Origin of the sequence: Bacillus cereus group sp. BceL291 (assembly GCF_051776705.1) — a bacterium.
GTDB classification, from domain to species: Bacteria; Bacillota; Bacilli; order Bacillales; family Bacillaceae_G; genus Bacillus_A; species Bacillus_A cereus.
Genome location: NZ_JBPWAP010000011.1, coordinates 16283 through 37548, shown reverse-complemented (window position 1 = coordinate 37548; position 21266 = coordinate 16283). Strand labels below are relative to the sequence as shown.

The window sequence follows — 21266 nt, the reverse complement described above, 5'->3', positions numbered from 1 at the left end:
TACAATGGGATTGGATGTGATTAGAATGGCATATCCGTTAAAGGGACTGACCTTACATTTACACTCTGCGTTAGCTAACCAAGGTTACTCACAGGGTGTAAATACAATCCCTGTTAATTCTTGGTTTGATTTAGCAAGAAAAGGGCATAACGGAAGTTTGATAAGTTTTAACTTCTCGCAAGATAAGACTTGGACAGGTATGAATATACTTACTGACCCTTATTCACTTTACTTTAACGGCCTTAACAATCACGTAGTAATCCCTAATCATTTGGAATTACTGCCAACAGACTCAGGTTTTACGTTTGAAACTTGGGTCAAACCAGTTAAGTCAGGTTATATCGCATCTTATGGTGCTGGGAGTGAACGAGGGTTTTCACTTTATTTTGACTTAGATACTCGTGAAATTCGGGTTCAAATAACGACAGAAACAAAGAAAATGTCTTTTGTTTTTGCTGAAGTTAACATAAAGGCTTGGCAACATGTAACTTTGCTGTATGACGGGGAACGCTTATGGGGGATGATCAATGCAGCTCCGCAGGGCTTTAGTTTACCTGTATTAGGAGAATATATTAATACAAAAGCCCCATTAGTATTAGGTAAATCATCAACAGCAAATAATAGTTATTTTGAAGGGAATATAGCAACTTTTAGAATATATAAAAGGGCACTTAATTGGGATGAGGTAACGAATAGTTACAATGCAGGTTTTCTTATTACCGACAATAAAAGTGAACTATCTTCTAAGGGATTAGTATTATGGCGTGATGAGATAGAAGCTACCTTAAATGTAAGTATAATGTCTCGAGCAACAGCGAAATATGAGACAGCCAAAGTAGATAGTCAAAATTTAAACGGCTTCATAGATATTATGAAACCTGAAGATATGATAAGTTCTATTATAATTAATCCAAGTATTAGAATAGCTGCTAACTATGAGATTGATAAATTTGGAGAAGACGATTTATTTGCTACAATTAGTGTCACACATTTCCAAAAAGATTTAAGATGTATATTAAATATCAATCCTATCAGTTATATGCGTTCTGAATATAATATGGAGGGTTATGGATCTAGCGATTTTAAATCAGAAATTAGAGTATGTACACATAATAATCTAATTTCAAATATATCTATTAACCCTTATGCCAAATTAGTAGGTCATTATGGGATTGATGAGCAATATATTTCAAGTTTACTCTCTGAAGTAAATGTATTGACATATCCTGCACATTTAAAATCAAACATTATAGTGAATATGAAAGAAATTCATTTGTCTGCTAAGTATGAAACGGACAAAGCTTCATATCATGATTTTAAAGGTGCCATTTCTGTAACATATTTTAAAGATTTATCTTCCAATATTGGAGTTAATATAAATGTAGATAGATTAGTAAGGGCTACATACTTTACCGAGCCTTCGTATTATAGTGATCTTTATTCCGAGATTTTTGTAATGGGTACGAATAACTTGGAATCAAGTTTACACATCTCTACTACTTCATATATAAGAGCAACCTATGGAGTAGATGGTATTACCATTAGAGATTTCCCTGCAAATCTTACTGTAAGAGCTGTACAGGAACTTCTCTCTACTATTAATGTAACGACCCGTTCATCCATGAGAGCACAGTATGGTATGTCTGGGATTATCATAGATGATTTGGTTTCAAAAATTACTATTACTAGTCTTTCAGAGCTCGATGGTACCTTAACGGTAGCTGTAAAAGGAATAATGTCTGCCAGTTATGAAATTTCTCCAATCTTTATAGCAGATTTACCTATGGATTTAGGGATTAAAGAGTGGAATGAATTATATGGAGACATGTTCATTAATTTGAAAAACAGTATGATGGCTACCTATGAAATAGCGCCTATTTATTTTGAGTGGTTATCATCTGAGTTATCGATTAGAGTAACTGAAAATTTACACTGTAAATTGTTTGTCTCTAAGCCATTCGTATTAAGGGCTAGTTATGGCATGATGGAAAGGCCAAAGTTTAATATGAAACTGTATCCGAATAAGGATGCATTTGTTCGTGAATTTTTTCCGAAATTAAACTATGGTTCAGAAACACAGATGTATATAGGTAGGACTGGATCACCGTTTCCTGAGAAATATCGTTCTCTTGTTGGATTTGATATTTCAACAATACCGACAGTAAATACTGAAATAGGTAAAGCTATTTTACGACTGTATTATGATGGGAGAGGACAAGGTTCTCAGTCTGTCCAGGTCACTGAAAGTAATAGTCAATGGAATGAAACAGGTGTAACGTGGGCTAATCAACCTCAAGCTGCAATAGATGGATTTTCCGTAACTAGAGTAATAGGTGGAGCAGCTAGATACGTAGAGTTTGATGTAACGCATTTAGTTAAGCAGTGGCATATATATGAAAAACCTAACCTTGGTTTCTTAGTGCGGGCAGTAGAAGAGTCCGAAAATTTATCTAGAGGATTTTATACAAAAGAAGCAATCGAGCGAAGACCAGAGTTAGAAGTTACATACTATGACATGCAGATATATTCTGATGATCATGCGTATATTTCAGCAGAAATCACAATTATTCAGAATAAGGTAAAAGATTTAATTGGTAACATTCTTGTTAGAGATAATAAAGGATTTGGTAATCTAGCATCTAGTTTACATGTTCATCAACCTAGGGAGTTAGAATCCCGAATTTGGATTAACCATCCACAAATTATAGGTAGTATTGTATCTAGACAAAAAGATTTTAGTGAAATTCCTGCAAAAATAGCTATTAAAACAATAGGTGCATCTGACCTTGATGGTTATATTCGTGCCAATGAAATAGAAAAACGTTCGAGTATTTATGTTCTTTATAGAAATGATTTGAGCACTAATATTACCGCTCGTGTATGGGGGAACCCTATAGTTAATGGTGGGCAAATAGCCTCTACTATGAGTATTACTGAAAATAATAAAGTCTCTAGTGTTTATGTTCTTTATAGGGATGATCTCATTTCTAATTTTGATATAAGAGTAAGGTCTAATGATACTGACTTGCAAAATAATCTACTCATGGAATTTGAAATCACACGTAGTTTTGAGTTGCCTGGTAGTTTAGATGTTAAAGAGCGAGTTGAATTAGATAGTACAATTGGAATTAGGGTTGAAGAATGTACCGATCAACATTCTGAAATGTACGTTAAGTATAGAGTAGATTTAGAAGGTTATGGTAACATAGGAAATCCTAATTTAAAAACGTACATTAATGTTTGGGAGAAATCTTTATTAAATGGCCATGTAATTGCAAGACAAAATAATGAGAACAATCTTCCTGCGACTATTCATATTCCGCTAGGTGGGTGGGAGGAAATTCCTTCTTCAATTAATCTACGTATGATGTATGATGTTCCAGGTATTGTAACAGTAAACTCAGGTAATTTACAATCGTTTATTACGATTCCTATTAATGCGCAAAAAAATCTGGTTTCCATGTTAAATGCGCGAGTAAGAAGAAGCTCAGATTTAGACAGTATATTTGAAATAAATTCAGGTAACTTCTATTCAGAACTAACTGTAAGAGCTATAGGTCATATAGATTTTAGAGGTTATGTAAGAGTTAAACAAAATACTGAAGATAGGCTTCCGATTAAGGGGTATGTAAGGCCTTGGGTTAACTTGTTCTCTAGCATTACTGCTAGTAAGCCACGGTATAGAGATTTAGCCTCTTCTATTAGAATAAGGCAAACTGGTGCAGTGATACTAGAAAACTCTATTGTAGTAAGGGTATGGGGTGACTCTTGGCTTGATGGCGGACAACTAGATGGAACAATAGCTATTCGAATATGGGATAACCAGAATCAAGAATCAAGTATTAGTATTAGACGAAGTGCTGAAATCGGATTAAATGGATTTATTCAAGCTAAACAAGTTAGTGATTTACCTTCCGAGATTGCTGCAAGACAAATTGCCTTAGCAGATTTAGCTTGTGAAATAGCTTGCTATGATCATTTTAATTTGTTCGGGAACGCAACCGTTAGAGTATGGGGAGATTCTCAAACAGATGGTGGTTTACTCAATGGTGAGATTACCGTAAGACAGTCTTCGAATAGTAATCTTGTTGGTTTAGTTGAAGTATTTGAACATTACAGTGTAAATTCCACGCTTATTGTAAGACAGAGTGATAAGACAGATGTAAGCAGTACAATTGCAGTAAGACGATCAGCTTCATATGATAAACTTGGAACAGTAGCTGTAAGACAGTCTGATAAAAGTGACTTACAAGCTTACAATTTCTTTGTAAGACAAAGTGATGAATCACAGATATCGGTAACAGCTTTAATTAAGCGTGTTAGCAATTTAGAGAGTAGTATTGAGGTCGTAACAGCATATCCTTATGCTTATATAATGTAAAAGAGAAAAATAGCCTACCATTTCACTGGGTAGGCTATTTTTTATGATTAAATTCTTATAATTTCTATTGAATAAGATAATAATTTTATAAATATATGAATCCTATAAAATCTTATGATTTTGTTGTAAGATCCAATTTTCATTGTCTAAAGAACTTTCAATGGCTTAATTAAAGTACCTTTTCTTAACGTATTGTATTGTAGATAGTGTTTCTCTAAGAAAGGTGTAACCTTTTTATTTTTGAGTAATGTTGGAGGGAAAATATAAATTTCTACTTAAATGGTTTAATAGCGTAAATATATCCAATGTAGAAAGTTAGTTTTATGTATACTGACTTGAAATTGTTTTAACTTGTTTACGTAAGAAGCTAGATAAGACTCAATGATAGAAAGTGATAACTGCCTTAAGTTATAAGGATAAATGAAATAGGAATACGTTTTAACTCTGACTATACATGGAGATAAAAATTTTGAGTGTATTTCATGTGTAACATCTCTTTACCTTGTAATAATTCAAATTAGGTTATGTCTAAGGTAGGAGAATTTCTAAAAGTAGGAGGCTATTATATATGCCTAAACAGGGAAAATACAATCTTGTTGAAATTGGTTTGATCAGTATAGCACTGTGGTGGGCAGTTTTATTGTTATCTCCCATTGCTACATTTAAAAATTCTGTTTACAGTACTATGGAGCAAGTTATGCCGGAACAGTTATGGGGCATGCAATGCTTATTTATATCTTTCTTCTTATTATATGGGGTGGCTACAGATAATAAGATTATTAGAAGTATTGGATTGTTAATTTCTATTGGATTTTGGACATTTGTTTCCGTTTCCTTATGGTTAAGTGATAGTGCTACAACAGGTACAAGTTATTTTGTTTGGGCACTTATGGCCGCAGGTCTCTATCTTAAGCTGATGAAAGTAGGTGACGGTTAATGAAAGATAGTTTAATTTCTGCAATTGCTTCTGTATTAGGCATGTTTATTACAGGGGGTTTTGGTTACTTAACTTCTAAGAACAAACCAACTTCTAACACCAGTATCGATACAAGTACAAACCGTCATTCTTTATCTGATGACGAAAGGCAGTTTCGAATTGAACTCAAAGATATGATGTTAACATATCAAAATCAGGTGAAAGAACTAACTCTAGAGGTTGCTAGATTAACAAAAGCGAATCTTCAATTAGAAGTACAAGTAAGACAATTAACGGCTCGTAATGAGAGTCTAGAAACGCAAGTACATGAATTGACCACTGCGAATAGAGAATTAAAAGAAGAGGTACAAAGGAGACGCAATAGTATTGCGGAATAAGGTGAATCCTAGGGAATTAATTCTGAATAATCAGTTATTTTAAGAGCAAGGACTACCTCTATCTGTTTTTATTTTAAATATATTTATTATTCTTAGTAAATGTTAAACCATTAAATATTCTCCTTATAATAATGCAAATCAAGTGTTGCAATACGAGATTGATGTTCTTCATTTTATTCAGGCGTGAGGAGGTCTTGATGTGGGATTTAAGAAAAAATATGAAATTGAAACGGATTATCTGGATGAAGGATCAACCAAGCGTCCTGGTAATCGCATTTATGTTCAATTTATTGTTGCGCATGATATAGAGCATCCAAACTTAACAGCAAGAGAAAGTGTAGATTATTATCAACGTACACAGAATCAATCAAATACTGCGGTACATTTTCTCGTAGATGATAAACAAATTATTGAGTGTATACCTGCTGTGACACATGAACCAGAATATGCCTTTCATGTAATTTATGATGTTAATACTAGTAATGCATTATATGATACATGTGCTAATAATTCTGCCATCGGAGTGGAATTATGCTACGGTGAAAAAATTGATAAGGTAGATTCGTATAAGCGCTATATTTGGCTGCATGCTTATATTTGTTATAAGTTTGGACTAAATCCTCGCCGAGATATTATAGGGCATGATGTACTAGATTCTAAGCTGAGAAGTGATCCCACTAAAGGACTAGAATTTGTAGGTAAAAGCTTTAATCAATTCATTATGGATGTAGTAGACGAGTTTGAAAGTTGTACAAAGGAAACCAATATGATAGCTAAACAGGTATCGGTCAAAAATGGAAAGTTATATACAATACGTGCAACTGATACGCTTCAGTCTTTAACCACACAATTTGGTATAAAAGCAGATTGTTTAAAAAAATTAAATCCAGAACTGGACATCCATGCATTGTATGAGGGACAAAGTATTTTAATCGAGCCAGGTTCACCTCAATTAGGAAAGAATTACATCAACTTAGAACTAAAAGAGTATATGAGAATTCCTCCTGTTCGACCATATCCAGGAAAGCCTATAAAACGAGGCGATAGGGGACGGAATATAGAGGCGATTCAAAGAACATTAAAAGTGAGTGTTGATGGCATATTTGGTAAGGAAACAGAAGAAAAGGTCAAAGAGTATCAGCGTAATTCTAGTTTCTTATCTATTGATGGTGTAGTTGGTATGCAAACTTGGTATGCACTATTTTAAATTGGAGGAATAGAAAATGAATGACCTTTTACAGTCAATGCTAGAGAATGGAGCATTGTTAGTGATTTTAGCAATTCTAACAGAATCTCTTACAGAGATTCTAAAAAACATGATACCTAATAGAACTATTCAAGATCGTTTCACGTATCTGTTATCTATTTTTGTAGGTATTTCTTTAGCATTTGCTTTTAATTTAAACTTCTTTGATTTGAATGGATATGGAAAATATATATCCATTATATCTGCAGGATTATTGGCAAGTAGAGGAGCAAATTATGCAAATGGATTTTTGAAAAAATTTGATATTTTACGTTAAAAAGGGATGGGGTTAAAGTATGGGATATATTGTTGATATTTCAAAATGGAATGATAATATTAATTGGGCTGTGGCAGCGAAAAATCTAGATCTTGCTATTTGTCGTGTGCAATATGGTTCATTGAAACGTGATAAATTGTATAATCAGCATGTGCAAAAATTAGAAGCATATGGGATCCCGCATGCAGCATATGCTTACGGGTGTTATGTGAGTGTTAATGATGCAATTGTGGAAGCGAAAGATTTTATGGCACGAGTTAGTCCAAATGCTAGATTCTTAGTGTTAGATGTAGAAGATGATACACTCGCAAGTTGTGGACCAAGTAAATTAGCTGCAGCATCTCAAGCATTTATTGATACATGTAAAGCGGCAGGGTGGAAGGTTGGTTTATATGTAAGCCACCATATGTATGAAAAATATGGGTTAAGTAATGTAAAAGCTGATTTTTTATGGGTTCCACGCTACGGCAATAAGCCGAAATATAGTTGTGATTTATGGCAATATGCAGACAATACAACAGGTGGGTATGTGTCTGGAATTGGGAATTGTGATGTTAACCGTTTGAATGGTGACAAATCTCTTAAATGGTTTTTGGGAGAAGAGGAAAACAAAACGTTTTATCGTATCCACCTTGGTGACTTTAATACGTCTGAGTGGAAGGATTCCACAATGAATAGAGTAAAAGAAATTCTACCTGGTTATGGTTTGTGGGAGGAGAATTTAGGAAATGATAATTATCGAATTATCGTAGGAGATTTTAATACTAAATCATGGGTTGATGAAACATTTAATAAATTAAAATTAGCTCTTCCTAACTATGGTATGTGGATTCAAGAAATTTAATAAATAAGCAGATTCTTTATTTTAAAGAATCTGCTTATTTTTATATATAACTAAAATGATTTTTAAAGAGTGTTGTAGTTTGAATTTTCTGTTATTTTCTGTTATATACTTTCTTAATTAAGTTTTATTGCGAGCAATCATTGCATTCAGATAGGTTTTGATCTAAGCGGCTTATAGCTTGTTGACGAATATAATATAAAACTCGAGAGCTATACTTGCTTATATTGTAACCACATACATCTAATAAATCTTTGAGTTGTTCTATATTCATTATACAGTTTAATTCGATCATTTCTTCTGCAATTAGTCCTATTTCACTTTCATATTTGGACAATCGTTTTGACTCAAAGTTGTTATCTAATTTATTCTTTATACGGTTTAAAGCACGATTAACTGTCATTGGATAGACATTTAATTTTTTTGCTATCTGTGAGTTATTGTTACCATCCATAATAAGATTGATCACTTGAGTTTCAAATTCGGATAAATCGGAGTTTTTAAGTAGATTTTCTACATAGATTTTATCCATTACTTTACTTTCATAACCTATTGAGTAATCCTCGGGTTCAAAGCTTTCAAGTGAATTTAAAGAGGTTAATTCTGAAGCGAATCGAAGAACATTTTCAATGCGCTCTACAGTAACATCAAGTAATTTAGCTAATTCTTCAGCTTTTGGGAAATAACCTAGTTCATTTTCAACTTTCTCCATTTGTTTGAGTAGATCTACTGCACTTCGACTTAAGCGTACAAGTCTAGAATCATTATAGAGTAATTGGTTAATTTCCCATATAATTGGCCGATAAATATAAGTAGTAAACTTAATTCCTTTATTAAAATCAAAATCTCTAATTGCTGTAATAACAGCTATATAAGCGTGTTGAAGTAACTCTTCTTCATCCACGTTAAATTTGTTTTTCAGGGATTCAATGCTTCCTTTGTAGTGAGCAATGATTGAGAAGAGAAATTCTTTATTTTCATATAAAAGTTCAGAGAGTAAATTAGGATCTTCTTGGCAAGCTTTCAATAACACATTGTTATGTAAGTCAGGTAAATTATCTTCTCTAAGGTCAATATATCTTTGGGAAGGCACTTTAATTCACCCCAACTCTATTAACGAAGAAAAAACTGTTGGTTAATTTTAAGAAATAAGATTGATGTAATGAATCAAAGTATGGGCCCAAATTTAAAGTATTTGAATTGAAATATAATGTCTTTAGTAACTTGTTTTTTGTCATTTTTAAATCCTCCTATTTATTGAATCTGCATACTAACTGTCGTTATGAGAAGTTAATAGGTTGCGATGGAAAAAGTAGAATGATCTAAAGGGGGAAGAAAATATAGATTTATCGAGTGAACAGATGGAGGCTACTTGTAAGTATGGAATTAGAGGTTAGAAAAAACTATTTTTATATTAGATTTTTAAAATCTAACAACTATTATTAGGGATATTTCGATAGCTACTATGAAAAAGGAGGAGTAATGATTCTGTTTTATTCAAACTAAATTTCAGTTAAACAAAACTAAAAGCAAAGAAAACTTTTTAAAGAGTAATAAAGCTGTTAAAAGTTGGATTTTCTTAGGAGGTGAAGAAAGTGGCATTGACTCCGCATGGTTATAGAATATACGGTGATAAAAAATTGGAGGATGTTATTTCTATTTTAGATGAAAACTTAGAAATTAAGATTGATGGAATAGTATACAATGTCATATTAAAGACAGGGGAATATAAAACTTATCATGAGCAGTTTGAAAGTGAAATTCCTGAAATGATTACAACTATCTTTCGAGATAATAACATTCCTGTGTTTTGTAAATTAGGTGGGGTATATGATTTTTCTAACAATCGTACTGTATTAGTGTTTGAGCACATGGATACAAAGAAACATCATGATATTAATTTGATTGGCGGCTCAGCATACAATTTATTAATTGGAAAAGTATTAAATACGGAACCATTTGCAGATGGTACTTATTATAAATTTATGGAGATTCATAGCAATATTTTAGTGGTGTACCCTGATATGTCACAAATAATGTCTACAATGTTAACAAGACAGTATGCGAGTTATACTCTTAGTGGAACTGCTATTATTAGAATGAGTATGTTTGAAGAAATAAAAAGTTCTATTTATGTAGCAAGTGCATCGCGATTAGAGGGAAGTATTTCAATTCGCAAATCAAGTAACTCTCATATTAAAGGAACTATATCAATACCTATAGATGCTTCTCATGATATTGGCTCGTTCTTAATTATTAGGAAATAAGTTCGCAACATTCTAGTAAAGTAAAACGACTATAAATATATAACAGTATGGGATAAATTCCATATCAAACTAATTAACCTATTGAAGATTTAGAGTAAGATCAGGTGTAGATGAAAGATTATAATCTAGGAGGTATTTAAATATGAAAATAAATAAATTTAACATTTCTGCAGTCTTTTATTTTAAAAGTGGAAATTCAAAGAAAGTTGATTGGTTGGAGGATAAATTAGTAAAAAAGTTAAAGAGTGAGACACAAGAATTAACTGAAGGTCTTAGCTTAGAGGAAGCAGATGTTTTTTTTCAAAGTAAGTTTAAGGAATGGCAAGAAAATGGTACTACTATAATTCGTAAAAATGCTAAAGGTGAAAATTCTATCATATCCTTTGCAGAAGTTGAATATATGACCATGTTAGTTAGCTTAGCTAAAGATATCTCTCTAGATACAACTGAGTTGAATGAAGATGAATCTAAAGCAACAAGAAGTATTCAAGAACATCCTGCATTTAAAAAATAACAATGAATAAGGCAGCATCACTCAAAATAATTATATATTTGAATATAAAGAACTTTACTTTTGGGAAGTTAAACAATATGACTATATAAAAGGCTAGAATTATTCTACAAAAAATTAAATAAAAAATTTTGTAAATCCTTATAATGAATGCGATACAAGAGGGAGGATGAAATATGAGGGCAAAAGAAATTTTAACTAAGTTAGGCACTTTAGAGCAAAAGAGAGATGAGGTAAGTTCTGCATTAATTGAGACATCCTATAGAGAAGCAAAGTTAGTTTTAGAGGACTCTCTAAAGAAGTACCAGAAGAAAGTGGATGCTTTTCTTAATACAGAATTCGAGCCTTTATCATCAACAGCTTTTCTAATGGTTTCCCACAAGCATTTAAATCTCAACACTGGTGATCAAGTTCAGTTGAATGTAGAAGCATTAACTAGTGATGGAATTACAAAGAATGTTACAGCTGAACTTCGTCCGGCTATGTTATTTAAAGATATAGATAATTTATATAATAATAAAGGTTTAATTACAGCGGTAGACATTAGTATTTATAAATTTGAAGAACGAACAGTTGAAATTGTAAAGACTACCAATGGTTTTGGTGTGGGTGATGATAGAGAAACACAAGGGTTACAAGTTATAGCAACGAATAAACGAAATGAATATCGAATTGTAAATTTAAAAGGTGACTATTTAGGGATTACTTTCCAAACAGATGGTAAAGAAGAAGTTGGTGATAACTGGTCAATTTATGTATATTGGGCGAGTACAGGCACTACTTATTCTGTCAAAGATAAATATATTGCAAAGGTGAGCCCTGAAGGAATTGTAACAGGCCTTAGCGGAGGAACAACAGATATAGTCATTACAAATGGGGTGCATGAAGTATTTGTACCAATTACAGTCGTAGGAAATGAAGCTCCTGAACCACCAGCTATTACTTCTGTGGATAATATGGAAAGCGGAGTAGAAGTTAGATTTGATTATAGTACGTCACCTGATAGTGAGAGTTATAACATTTTTGTAAATGATGTATTAGTTTTAACAGGTGTTGAGCATTCACCTGCTAAATTAAATCATAACATTTTTAATGATAAAGTATCTGTAATTGAAATGACGGCAATTAATTTAGAGGGTAAAGAGTCTGAAAAATCTAATGCATTTCAATATAAACGACTAGATGAATTACCGACTAATTAAGATTTTTTAATGTGAATGTAAAAACAAAGTACATTATTTTTCATAAGGAAGTGCAGGTGTTATAGCAAATTTAATATTTAAATTAGATATAGAAAAAACTCGCAACTAAATTGATATATATATCGACTGCTATAATACCAGTACGAAATAGGAGAGGTAAACGATATGGAATTATCTAAGAAAATTAGTCGATTAGTACAGTTAATTCAAAGTGGCGAAAATTTGTCCATTAGTATCGACATTAATTCCGGACTTGCTAGAATTTGTGACATGGATTTTTCTATGGAAGAACAAAACAAAATTATTCATGGTCATATTGATAACACATGGTTAGTCCAATGGTTTAATTACTTGCAAAAGACAATAAAAAAAGAATTAGATCAAGGTGAAAATAATGCTTTGAAACATTTAGATTTGTTTGAGGTACAACATTTGCAAGTAAGAGATAACAATGAGGAAAAAAGTCAATTGAATAAAAAGGCTAAGAATACTTCTGAATCAAATTCTAATAATGAAGCAGATATGAGTAGAAATCTTTATATTGCGGAGCTGGAAAAGAACTATCGTAATATGGAGAATCGGCTTAAAAAAGCAGAAGATTATGTGAAATATTTAGTGAAACAACTAAATGTAAAAAATGTAACGGAGCAAAACTTACAGTATCCATTACATTTTTCTAATAGTAGCAGCAAAATAGAAAATGCAATGAAAGTTAAGAATAAAGAGATTCAAAATGTTATAGATGCAATGAAAGATATTGAGGTACCTTATGGATCGTTTATAAATCATCAAATTAACGAAGTGATTATAATTAAAATTCATAATGATTCAGGGATTAATTATATTGTATCAGGGGACTATGATTCAGCAATTTTAGTGTAGTTAATAAATGAGATTTAGAGGATATGATTTTAAGGTTGGTGATAATTTAATATGCTATTAAATACATTTACAACGGATCAGTGGAAAAAGCATAGAGAAAACCTCGCTAGTAAGTTAAAGGAGATACATATCGAGCATTCCATTAAACGAATGGTAAGATATGATTCCACTTCACTTGGTTTACAAGATTACCATCTTTCTTTGGTATTTGATATTGAAAAAGAACGTCTCTATATTTGCAATAAAGCATCTAAAAGAATGACTGAAAGTACTTCTATAAGACGTTTGCAGGAAATAGAAATGGTTTTAGTAAATTGGTTAAAAGAAATGAAGGAAATTATTAAATAAATTTATATGAGAATTATGTTTAGGTTGAGGAGATATGGATAATAAAAAAGTTAAAATCTATAGATATTATAAGGGTGGAATTTATCTCGTTACTGGTAAGGGAAAACAAACAGGAACTGATGAAGAAATGGTAATTTATGAAGATGCTAAAGGGAATACTTGGATTGAACCTCAGAGTACTTTTATGGCGGATATTGAGGTATGCGGAGTAAAAGTTCCTCGCTTTGAGCATTTAGGTAATTTCTATAAAAGTAATTAAGGAGAGGGTTAATTTGTTAGGCAAGCGAAAATATATGGTTTCTGGTCATGATGCAGAAGGAAAATATGTAGAAAAAGAAGTTTGGGCTAGTTCTGCTCGTAATGCATTAAATATTTCTCAAGAGTGGAATGACGGTAATACATATACGGTAGCTCGTAAGGTTGGATGCGGCTGTGGTGGAAATTAAGTAGACATAAATGTATGCAAATATATAATTATTTTATATTAATATACAGTATAAAGGATTTGTTAGCGTTCTTCCTTATAAATACTTTACAGGAGGTAGGAATAAAATGTTTGAAATTAATACAGTTGAAGAATTTAAAGAAAAGATAGTAGAAGAGTTTGTTTTAGTTTATTTTTATACTACTTGGTGTGGCCCCTGTAAAATGATTACACAGGATATTAAGGAATTGTCAAAAGAAATTGACGATATTAAATTTATTCAAGTTAACGCTGATCAATTTTTAGATATCACTAAATTGTGTGAAGTTAGTACGATTCCAACGCTTCTGTTTATGAAAGACGGTAAAAATATTGAAAAGAAAGTTGGATTTACTCCTAAGCAAGAAATTCAGGAATTTATTGAGGCTAGTAAATTAGCAAGCCAAATGGAGGCTGAAGAGGAAGTATTAGAAAAAGATGCCTTAAATTGAGAAGAAACTTGAAAAGGTAATACCACAAAGGTGTGTCATTTGACACACCTTTTCCTATAATGGGCTTACTATATTTGGTTAGGAGGTTACAATCGATATGCCTAAACTTAAAAGTATTATGAGATATGTTAAAGAAATAGATAAAATGATTAAAGATTTGCGTAAGGGTATGGCACATAGCCATCCATACTCAGTAGATGCTTTACGGCAATATGTAGATGAATTAGAAGCTATACGTGAAGTAATCATGGAATCAGGACTTGAATCTGGTGAAAACTTGGATACATTAATGTATAAAATTAGGGAATGTATAAGGGAGTGTGTGAGACCTTCTTATGCACGAAAACCACAAGTTTTACCTTATCCAAAACCGGATCCATGGGTACCACCTGTTACAGTCACAGGGGTTAATATTATTTTCGTTGTAGATATTTCTGAATCTATGTTTGAAGGAGGGGGCCTTGAACCTGGAGGTCGTGTTAGAAACTTATTAGTTGCCACAGCAAATGAAATCGAGCGTTATGCTAAAGCTGCTAAAATCCCATGTAAAGTATCATTAGTAGCCTATGCTGATCCTACAGACAGAGCAGGAAAGAATAGGCCGAACTTTTGGAGAGTTCTACTGAATAAAAGTGTAGATGTACAAGGATTAGCACAAGCATTTTCTGATATTAGTACGCTAACATTTAATCGAGGATCGGATTTCCCTGAATCTGGTATGTCTGCAATTTATCATTCGATTGATCAAGTGATAGATAAAAGTGTAATAAATGGTAAACCCGTAGAGAATTCTCTTATTCTTGTATCAGATGATAGACAAAAGTTAGAGGGCAGTAGCGAACCTTCACATCGCCTGTATAAAGAAGTTACATACGATCAGGTTGACGGGAAGCTAAATAGCCTTAAAGTATTTAATCGTTATGCGTTAGTGCCTATGAAAACTATATATACAGTTCTTCCAGGAAGAAAAGGACCTGGGAAAATAGGGCCAGGGAATTGGAATAGTCCTATCATTCCTTTCTTTAGACAGTGTAGAGAGTACTTCCATGTAAGCTCTTTAAAAGATGTAAGCGATTGGATCACTTGGACATTAGATCCTACTAAGGCTCCGAAAAAAAAGTGAGGAGGAAGTGATAATGACAATTAGATTTGGAGATTTGTATGAGGAAATCTTAGCTATTGAAGATGCTATGCAGCGTATGAGAGATGATATAGCTAGTTCAGATTGTTCCTCTATTACAAAATGTCGTTTGGAAATAGAATTAGAGATGCTTGAACAAAAATTATATGAATTAGAACGTACAAATATAGATTTTGAATTATTAAACTTTGTTACAATTATAGAATCTATTGAAAGGTGCTTTAATTGTATTGATATTCCAGGTGAATTATCTCATGATATAGCTCCTGTACCATATGATACAGCAAGCAATTGCGGAGGTAAAAAGAGACAATTATCACTTAAAGATATTGAATTAATTAGCGTATTTGAGATGAGTACTAGAAAGCCCGACAAACGACCAAATGTATTTGAATTTGTTAAGAGTGCAATGCCGTATAAAATCCTTACAATTGCATCAGAGAAGTATATTGTATCGTATGACTCGTTACGTAATGGTATTGCGGTTAAAGGGTTCAATAGGCAAACAGGGGAGTCAGTAACGAACTTTGGAAATATTTCTAGAATTGATGTGAAATTAAATGATTCGGCGCGTCAGAAATATGGCGTAGAATGGGTAACTGCATGTAAGGTTTTATTAACAACACCTACACCAATGGTTAGTATTGCACCGTTATCGTTAGCTATTGATGGTAATCCGAGCACCATGCCTAGGGTTGAATATACAAATGAGGCAGAAGTTGAAATGGTATTTCAATTTTTTGTATAGATAATTAGGAGCTAAAAAGATAAAAAAACGTACAGAAGTGTACGTTTTTTTATTATCTCATTTAATCAAAGTGGCAATTATAATGTTTAATTCATTTTCTATTAAATTCGCCTAAAACGTTGAATTCAGGAAGTTGTTTATTTTCTGTTTAAATTGTTGATGAAATAATCTGTTCAGATCTAAATCACTATTAGAAAACTTTTTAATTTCCTCAATTGAAAATGTACCACCCCAATATGGAGAGGTATGAATATCCGAATGGAATGTCACTCCTAAATGGGTAGAAGGAATGGCGTTTAGCATAATATTTGAAATTTCTTTTAAAACGTCTTGGGAAACATTTTGTGGTACATCAAAGATTAATTCATCATGTATCTGTAATACGATGTGTATATCATGCTCTTCAAGTATAGATTTGTAATTCTCCTGTAGCCATTCATCTCTATCTAAGCATTTTGTACCATCTGGCCGGGTGGGATAAAATAAATTTACCATGGCTTTTTTTACTTGTGTCGCAGAAGTTCCTTGTATTTTAAAGTTACAACTTTGCCGTTTTATTTTCTCTAATCTCCAATCTGAATTTTTGTTCTTAAAGGTGGAAGAAGAGGTAGTTTTTAAAATTGTTTCTTTAAAACGTCTTTTTCTACCAAACAAATCTTTTACATAACCATTAGTTAAAACTTCTCTATGTGTTTCAGATTCCCATCTTAAAAAGTTAGGTAATTGTTTTTTAAATTGATTAATTAACGAAGTAGCTGCTACTTTTGTAATATTTAATTGATCAGATAAACCGATTTCTGTTATACCATATAAGGTCACTTAAACCCCTTAGTTTCCTAAGGGAGTGGACTATACCTTAGCAACTATTTCAAGTTACTTCTCACATTAAGCGAACTCGTTAGATTGGTTGTTTATATAACCGCGGAACGCTATAAGTCTCTGCACCTGCCATTCATATGAACGCTTTGGCACAGGATTACCATATGCTTATACACTTAGGTTTCCCTGTTTTGAGTGAGATTTTAATTCGGCAATCCCTTTACCGAATACAATGCTTTTCATTTCTTTTCTAAGCGATTCAAAAGCATTTGCCAGAGAAGGAATAGTAGTACTATTTAGTTCCTTCATATTATATATCTTCAAGATATATAGACATTCTGGGGTATCTGACCATTTATTTATAAGCTGTTGTATATGATGCTGAGTCTCTTTTAATGTCTCTCTTTTATAATTTCGAATATCCTCAAACAAGTTATAAGTAAACCCCTTAATTTGGCAAGTGATTTGACTATGTACATCTAAACCTTTCTTAAAGGCTTCAATTAGAACCGGTTCTTGTGTTACTATTGCGAGCCAACGTAATTCTTGTTGTATGTATACCGCCATTTTCATGGTATTTGAACACTCCTTAAAGGAGCCGGATTAGACTATACCTTCTGTTGCATTCCTGCAAATAATGGGCAAATTTTGTGACCACTAAGCCCATAGCCTACCGTATAAATGAGTTCGATGGATTTATCAATTTTGGTTGATAGACGACTCATTATTTTGTTAACTATGAATCAAGATGATAATTAACAAGCAGTCGTTGCACTTCTTGTCACTAGAAGCACAGGATTCGCTCCACCGTTACATGAGGGCGTTCCCTGTTTTGAGTAGGTTTAGATTAACGACTTCAGCCAACGTTTTGTAAACTGAAGTCAATACTGGTGAATAATCTACCTCTTTCTGCTCTAAAGGCCATACGTATAAAATCAGCTTTACTTGGTACTTGTTGTCATTGTAGTAATGCAAGGCTCTTTATCCTTGCTCTCTCTTTTCAAAGAGTATCGGACTATATCATCACCCTGTTGTAGAAGGGTGGATCGCTTTCGTGCTTATTTCGCCTGTTCTAGGTTAATTTAAGTAGTCTCTGCACCTTTCTAATATCCCTATTAGACTTGGCTCAGGATTGACATAGGTAATTACCCTTAGTTTCCCCTGAATTAACGATCTGCTTACACATAAAGTCACCTTTATGCAGCCCACAACTTTAGGTTTGGTGACGAGCAACTCATACGGCCTGTTTTAGTTCCTACAGAGTTATAGATAGGATGGATTTTATTATCAATAGTACCTTGTTGTTCTTTGGGTAGGGAGTCACAAAAAGAACTTATTAATTTCACTAAGCGACGATATTCTAGAATTAGAGGAATTACAGGATGCTTTGATAGATTACGTATCAGCGTTTTTCTATCTGTTTTTAGTTTGGAAATCACACTTTTGCAACCTTTGTCATATTCCATGATAGGTTTTAGAATAGCGTTATCAATATAAAGTTTTTGGGCCAAATGGGCTGGAGAATTTATATTAAACAAAGTGCTTGTTAATTTATTTACGCCATTATATTTATTTTGTTGCTTAGGTGGGTGTATACAATTATTTAATGTGATAGTGGAACCTAGGTAATTCAATATTTCTTTTTTTACGGATTGTAATTTCGTTTGGAGTATTTGTTTTACATCATTACTTAGAAATTCTTCACTAATTTTAATTCCTTTTCTTTCAGCGGTAGTAAGTACGGCTATTAAAGGCATCTCTATTTCCCTAAATAATTTATATATAGGAACAAGATTAAATTTAGGGTTTTCAAAAATCCTTTTTTGATACTCGAATACAGACTTTAGCATAAAAATATCATAGCAAGCGAAGTAGGTAGCTACATGATGTTGTAGCTGATCATAGAGTGTCTTTTCAAACATATATTTTTTTCTATCGATGGTATTTAAAATGGTTCCTTTTGAAATAAAACGGGGTAATACATATTCTTTATACCATTCTTTTACACCTTTTGGATGGTTCTCATTTAATAGGTTTGCAGCTATCTCAGTATCCCAAAAGATATTATATGTAATGTCAAAATTACACCAATTATATAGAGCATGAATGTGTTGCTTACTGTTACTAAGTATTAATAAGGTATCTTTCTCTAATAGTGGTGAGAGTTTTTTCATCGTGTATTCTAGACTTAATGTAGAGATATGCTGTGATAATCGATGTTTAAAAGGCTTAATAGGTATATAAAAAAAACTGTTATCCATAAATCCAATCGTAATTGAGATGATTGAGTCTTTAAAAGGATTCAAACCAGTGGATTTCGTATCAATAAATGTATAAGCTTGCGAATGTAAGGTTTTATACACCTTATACTTGGTAATGAATTCTTTAAATTGTTCAGGGGTATGTATTAAGTAGTAATTTAAAGGTAGTTTTACTGAATTATTAATTCCGTGAACATATTGATTTTGTTTTATCGTACTCTTTTTTTTCTCATTTTTTTTTGTACGAGTTTTTTGCGTGCTTTCTTTTACTTCGCGCTTATTTAATAGTGTAAAAATGTCCTGATTGAATTCATTTGATTTAAAAAACAAAATTTACAACTCCTTACTTCAAAAAGGGACGACATAATCGTCCCTTTCTATATTTAATAATAGAAATTAAAATTCCATACGGTTTTCTAAAACGGTAATTTATGATTAGTAGTTCTCAATGGTTCCTTTTCATCAAAACCTTCAGTAGTTAATGAAAGAGTAGGGGAACTACATTGAAACTGTGCTTGCTGTAAATTATATATTGTTGAGGCTGCATTCATAAATTCTTGGATTTCACTGGGACTATGAGAAGTTATATATGTTGATATATCAAGCATTTCAATTTCATTAAAGTCTGGCTTCCTTAATATAGGTTCTTCATCCACTGAAGTATAATAGTATGGTTTAGCTGAATAAGTGGTATCATTAGCACCTGTCCCACTTCTAGAGATAGTGACAAAATCTTTTGTAGGATCAATCATGTAAAGATTAAAGTCTGTGTGTAATTTTTGAATGTGGGTTTTCGCTAAAGAGACTAGCTTAATCTTATTATCTAATGGATCATATACACGTAATTTAATCTTCAAATTCGGATATTTACCAGGATTAACGTGACAAAGGGGGCACACATCTGTCCCTGGACAACGTATATATTTGGGTTTTAAGGTAGGTTCATAATGCTCGCGAATACCAACCAGATTTTCATACCAATCGATAAATAAAAGTGTAAGTGGTTTTTTATCTTTAAACGTAAGAAAGGTGTTTCCCACTTTTAAAATTGCATCTAATCCTTTTATTGTCGTCATACTTTATTTCCTCCTTAAATTGACAGGATATATAACGTCACTCAATTGTTATATATCCATATAAAGGTTTATTTAAATTAACTTTGTTTATTCTGTTTATATAAATAAACAGAACTTAAGTTTTTAAATGCAGACTGTAAGTTATGAATCTAGTCAATACTTAATAGTAACAAATCAATAATTAAGCTTAATAATTTTCTAATAAAGTTCATGTAATGAATGGTTATATATATAAAAGAGGGCTGAAATCTAATAAGAAACAGATAAACGCCTTTGAAAATTATTGTCGATGTTGTATACTAGTTGTATATACTAGACTGATTAATAGTTATCGTAATAACTAATTAAATAGTTGCGGAATTTATAATGAAAATAAAAGTTACTTTTGTTTACAAAATGTTCTTAATTATTTTACAATATTTTTAGGTGATTGTTGTTTGAGGTAGTAGGGAACTAAGTATATTAACAACAATAAATGCTACGCAATTTCTTTAATGCTCTTGTTGAGTGCGATTTATTAATTTTAAGTTCGTTTGCGATTTCGGCTAAATTCATACAGACTCCTAAGCCGTCATATAGCATGTATTCTATGACATGTTGTTCAGTCGGAGTAAATTTGTTTCTATGTATTTCAAAATCTGCTTTAACAATTGAGAATTCATATCCTTGTTCGTAAGACTCTTGGCAAAATGTAGGGCAATTGTTTTCACTAGAATCGTCTTCAATAAATCCATCACAATAAAATACAGAAGTCGAATTTTGTTCTACCATTCTATTTGTATAACGATAATAATCAACCACGGTTCTTTTAATAATTGTTTGACAGAATGAAGGTAGCTTTTCAGATGGAACTGTTGTTTGTTGAAGAGATTTCATTATACGCAAGATACAATCTTGTTTCACATCTTCTTTATCTTGATTTCTCACCTTAAATAATTCAAAATTAAAAATTTTAGCTATAGATTCAGAGTTTAGTATTTCCATTATTAAATCTTGAAAGTTTATAGTTGCTGTGTTCATTATATAAATCCCCTTTA

At 32.2% G+C, this 21266-nt stretch carries 22 protein-coding genes; 16 read left to right on the top strand and 6 right to left on the bottom strand.

Features of this window, described 5'->3' with window-relative positions:
• Positions 1–25 precede the first annotated feature (25 nt).
• From ACS2CR_RS10225 to ACS2CR_RS10200, 6 genes are all read left to right on the top strand, one after another.
• Positions 26–4381: a DNRLRE domain-containing protein gene (locus ACS2CR_RS10225; RefSeq protein WP_153602488.1), complete on the top strand. Its 4356-nt coding sequence runs from the start codon at positions 26–28 to the stop codon at positions 4379–4381.
• 568 nt (positions 4382–4949) lie between these two features.
• Positions 4950–5318 carry a hypothetical protein gene (locus ACS2CR_RS10220; RefSeq protein ID WP_001125914.1) on the top strand — a complete coding sequence of 123 codons (369 nt, stop codon included), beginning with the start codon at positions 4950–4952 and terminating at the stop codon, positions 5316–5318.
• Positions 5318–5695: a hypothetical protein gene (locus ACS2CR_RS10215; RefSeq protein ID WP_000655295.1), complete on the top strand. Its 378-nt coding sequence runs from the start codon at positions 5318–5320 to the stop codon at positions 5693–5695. The genes ACS2CR_RS10220 and ACS2CR_RS10215 overlap by 1 nt, the downstream gene beginning before the upstream one ends.
• Before the next feature lie 199 nt (positions 5696–5894).
• Positions 5895–6902 (top strand): N-acetylmuramoyl-L-alanine amidase, encoded by a 1008-nt coding sequence (locus tag ACS2CR_RS10210; RefSeq protein WP_053514174.1) that lies wholly within the window; start codon positions 5895–5897, stop codon positions 6900–6902.
• A gap of 16 nt (positions 6903–6918) precedes the next feature.
• Positions 6919–7218 (top strand): hypothetical protein, encoded by a 300-nt coding sequence (locus ACS2CR_RS10205; RefSeq protein ID WP_000998963.1) that lies wholly within the window; start codon positions 6919–6921, stop codon positions 7216–7218.
• Between the two features lie 19 nt (positions 7219–7237).
• On the top strand, positions 7238–8062 hold the full coding sequence (locus ACS2CR_RS10200) for a GH25 family lysozyme (RefSeq protein ID WP_053514173.1): 825 nt from the start codon (positions 7238–7240) through the stop codon (positions 8060–8062).
• A gap of 124 nt (positions 8063–8186) precedes the next feature.
• On the opposite strand, the gene ACS2CR_RS10195 is transcribed toward ACS2CR_RS10200, so the two are convergent.
• Positions 8187–9152 (bottom strand): sigma-70 family RNA polymerase sigma factor, encoded by a 966-nt coding sequence (locus tag ACS2CR_RS10195; protein ID WP_309567990.1) that lies wholly within the window; start codon positions 9150–9152, stop codon positions 8187–8189.
• A gap of 502 nt (positions 9153–9654) precedes the next feature.
• Here ACS2CR_RS10195 and ACS2CR_RS10190 point away from each other — a divergent pair.
• The 10 genes from ACS2CR_RS10190 to ACS2CR_RS10145 all read left to right on the top strand — a co-directional run bounded on the left by ACS2CR_RS10190 (position 9655) and on the right by ACS2CR_RS10145 (position 16073).
• Positions 9655–10326 (top strand): hypothetical protein, encoded by a 672-nt coding sequence (locus ACS2CR_RS10190; protein WP_053514172.1) that lies wholly within the window; start codon positions 9655–9657, stop codon positions 10324–10326.
• 142 nt (positions 10327–10468) lie between these two features.
• Complete coding sequence (locus ACS2CR_RS10185) at positions 10469–10840, top strand: hypothetical protein (RefSeq protein WP_053514171.1); 372 nt, start codon at positions 10469–10471, stop codon at positions 10838–10840.
• A gap of 173 nt (positions 10841–11013) precedes the next feature.
• Positions 11014–12039: a hypothetical protein gene (locus ACS2CR_RS10180; protein ID WP_053514170.1), complete on the top strand. Its 1026-nt coding sequence runs from the start codon at positions 11014–11016 to the stop codon at positions 12037–12039.
• A 165-nt stretch (positions 12040–12204) separates the two neighbouring features.
• The gene (locus ACS2CR_RS10175; RefSeq protein WP_053514169.1) at positions 12205–12921 is read left to right on the top strand and encodes a hypothetical protein; all 717 of its coding nucleotides are present in this window, start codon (positions 12205–12207) and stop codon (positions 12919–12921) included.
• A gap of 51 nt (positions 12922–12972) precedes the next feature.
• A complete protein-coding gene (locus ACS2CR_RS10170) occupies positions 12973–13269 on the top strand; it encodes a hypothetical protein (protein ID WP_046392594.1) in 297 nt (98 codons plus the stop codon).
• 34 nt (positions 13270–13303) lie between these two features.
• Positions 13304–13528, top strand: coding sequence for a DUF1653 domain-containing protein (locus tag ACS2CR_RS10165; RefSeq protein WP_000369000.1), 225 nt, complete (start codon positions 13304–13306; stop codon positions 13526–13528).
• 13 nt (positions 13529–13541) lie between these two features.
• Positions 13542–13715 carry a hypothetical protein gene (locus ACS2CR_RS10160; RefSeq protein WP_000900867.1) on the top strand — a complete coding sequence of 58 codons (174 nt, stop codon included), beginning with the start codon at positions 13542–13544 and terminating at the stop codon, positions 13713–13715.
• 106 nt (positions 13716–13821) lie between these two features.
• The gene (locus tag ACS2CR_RS10155; protein WP_153602489.1) at positions 13822–14184 is read left to right on the top strand and encodes a thioredoxin family protein; all 363 of its coding nucleotides are present in this window, start codon (positions 13822–13824) and stop codon (positions 14182–14184) included.
• Between the two features lie 97 nt (positions 14185–14281).
• Entirely contained in the window at positions 14282–15307 is a 1026-nt protein-coding gene (locus ACS2CR_RS10150) for a hypothetical protein (RefSeq protein ID WP_001125260.1), read from the top strand.
• A gap of 13 nt (positions 15308–15320) precedes the next feature.
• Positions 15321–16073: a hypothetical protein gene (locus ACS2CR_RS10145; protein ID WP_053514168.1), complete on the top strand. Its 753-nt coding sequence runs from the start codon at positions 15321–15323 to the stop codon at positions 16071–16073.
• A 111-nt stretch (positions 16074–16184) separates the two neighbouring features.
• Here the strand turns inward: ACS2CR_RS10145 and ACS2CR_RS10140 are convergent, their stop codons facing one another.
• From ACS2CR_RS10140 to ACS2CR_RS10120, 5 genes are all read right to left on the bottom strand, one after another.
• Positions 16185–16892, bottom strand: a complete 708-nt coding sequence (locus ACS2CR_RS10140) for a DNA polymerase (RefSeq protein ID WP_053514167.1) — start codon at positions 16890–16892, stop codon at positions 16185–16187.
• A 168-nt stretch (positions 16893–17060) separates the two neighbouring features.
• Positions 17061–17465, bottom strand: coding sequence for a hypothetical protein (locus ACS2CR_RS10135; protein ID WP_000781409.1), 405 nt, complete (start codon positions 17463–17465; stop codon positions 17061–17063).
• 623 nt (positions 17466–18088) lie between these two features.
• Positions 18089–19483 carry a DNA polymerase gene (locus ACS2CR_RS10130; RefSeq protein ID WP_053514166.1) on the bottom strand — a complete coding sequence of 465 codons (1395 nt, stop codon included), beginning with the start codon at positions 19481–19483 and terminating at the stop codon, positions 18089–18091.
• 86 nt (positions 19484–19569) lie between these two features.
• On the bottom strand, positions 19570–20229 hold the full coding sequence (locus ACS2CR_RS10125; protein WP_153602490.1) for a hypothetical protein: 660 nt from the start codon (positions 20227–20229) through the stop codon (positions 19570–19572).
• 462 nt (positions 20230–20691) lie between these two features.
• A complete protein-coding gene (locus ACS2CR_RS10120) occupies positions 20692–21249 on the bottom strand; it encodes a sigma-70 family RNA polymerase sigma factor (RefSeq protein WP_001090550.1) in 558 nt (185 codons plus the stop codon).
• Between the last annotated feature and the right edge of the window lie 17 nt (positions 21250–21266).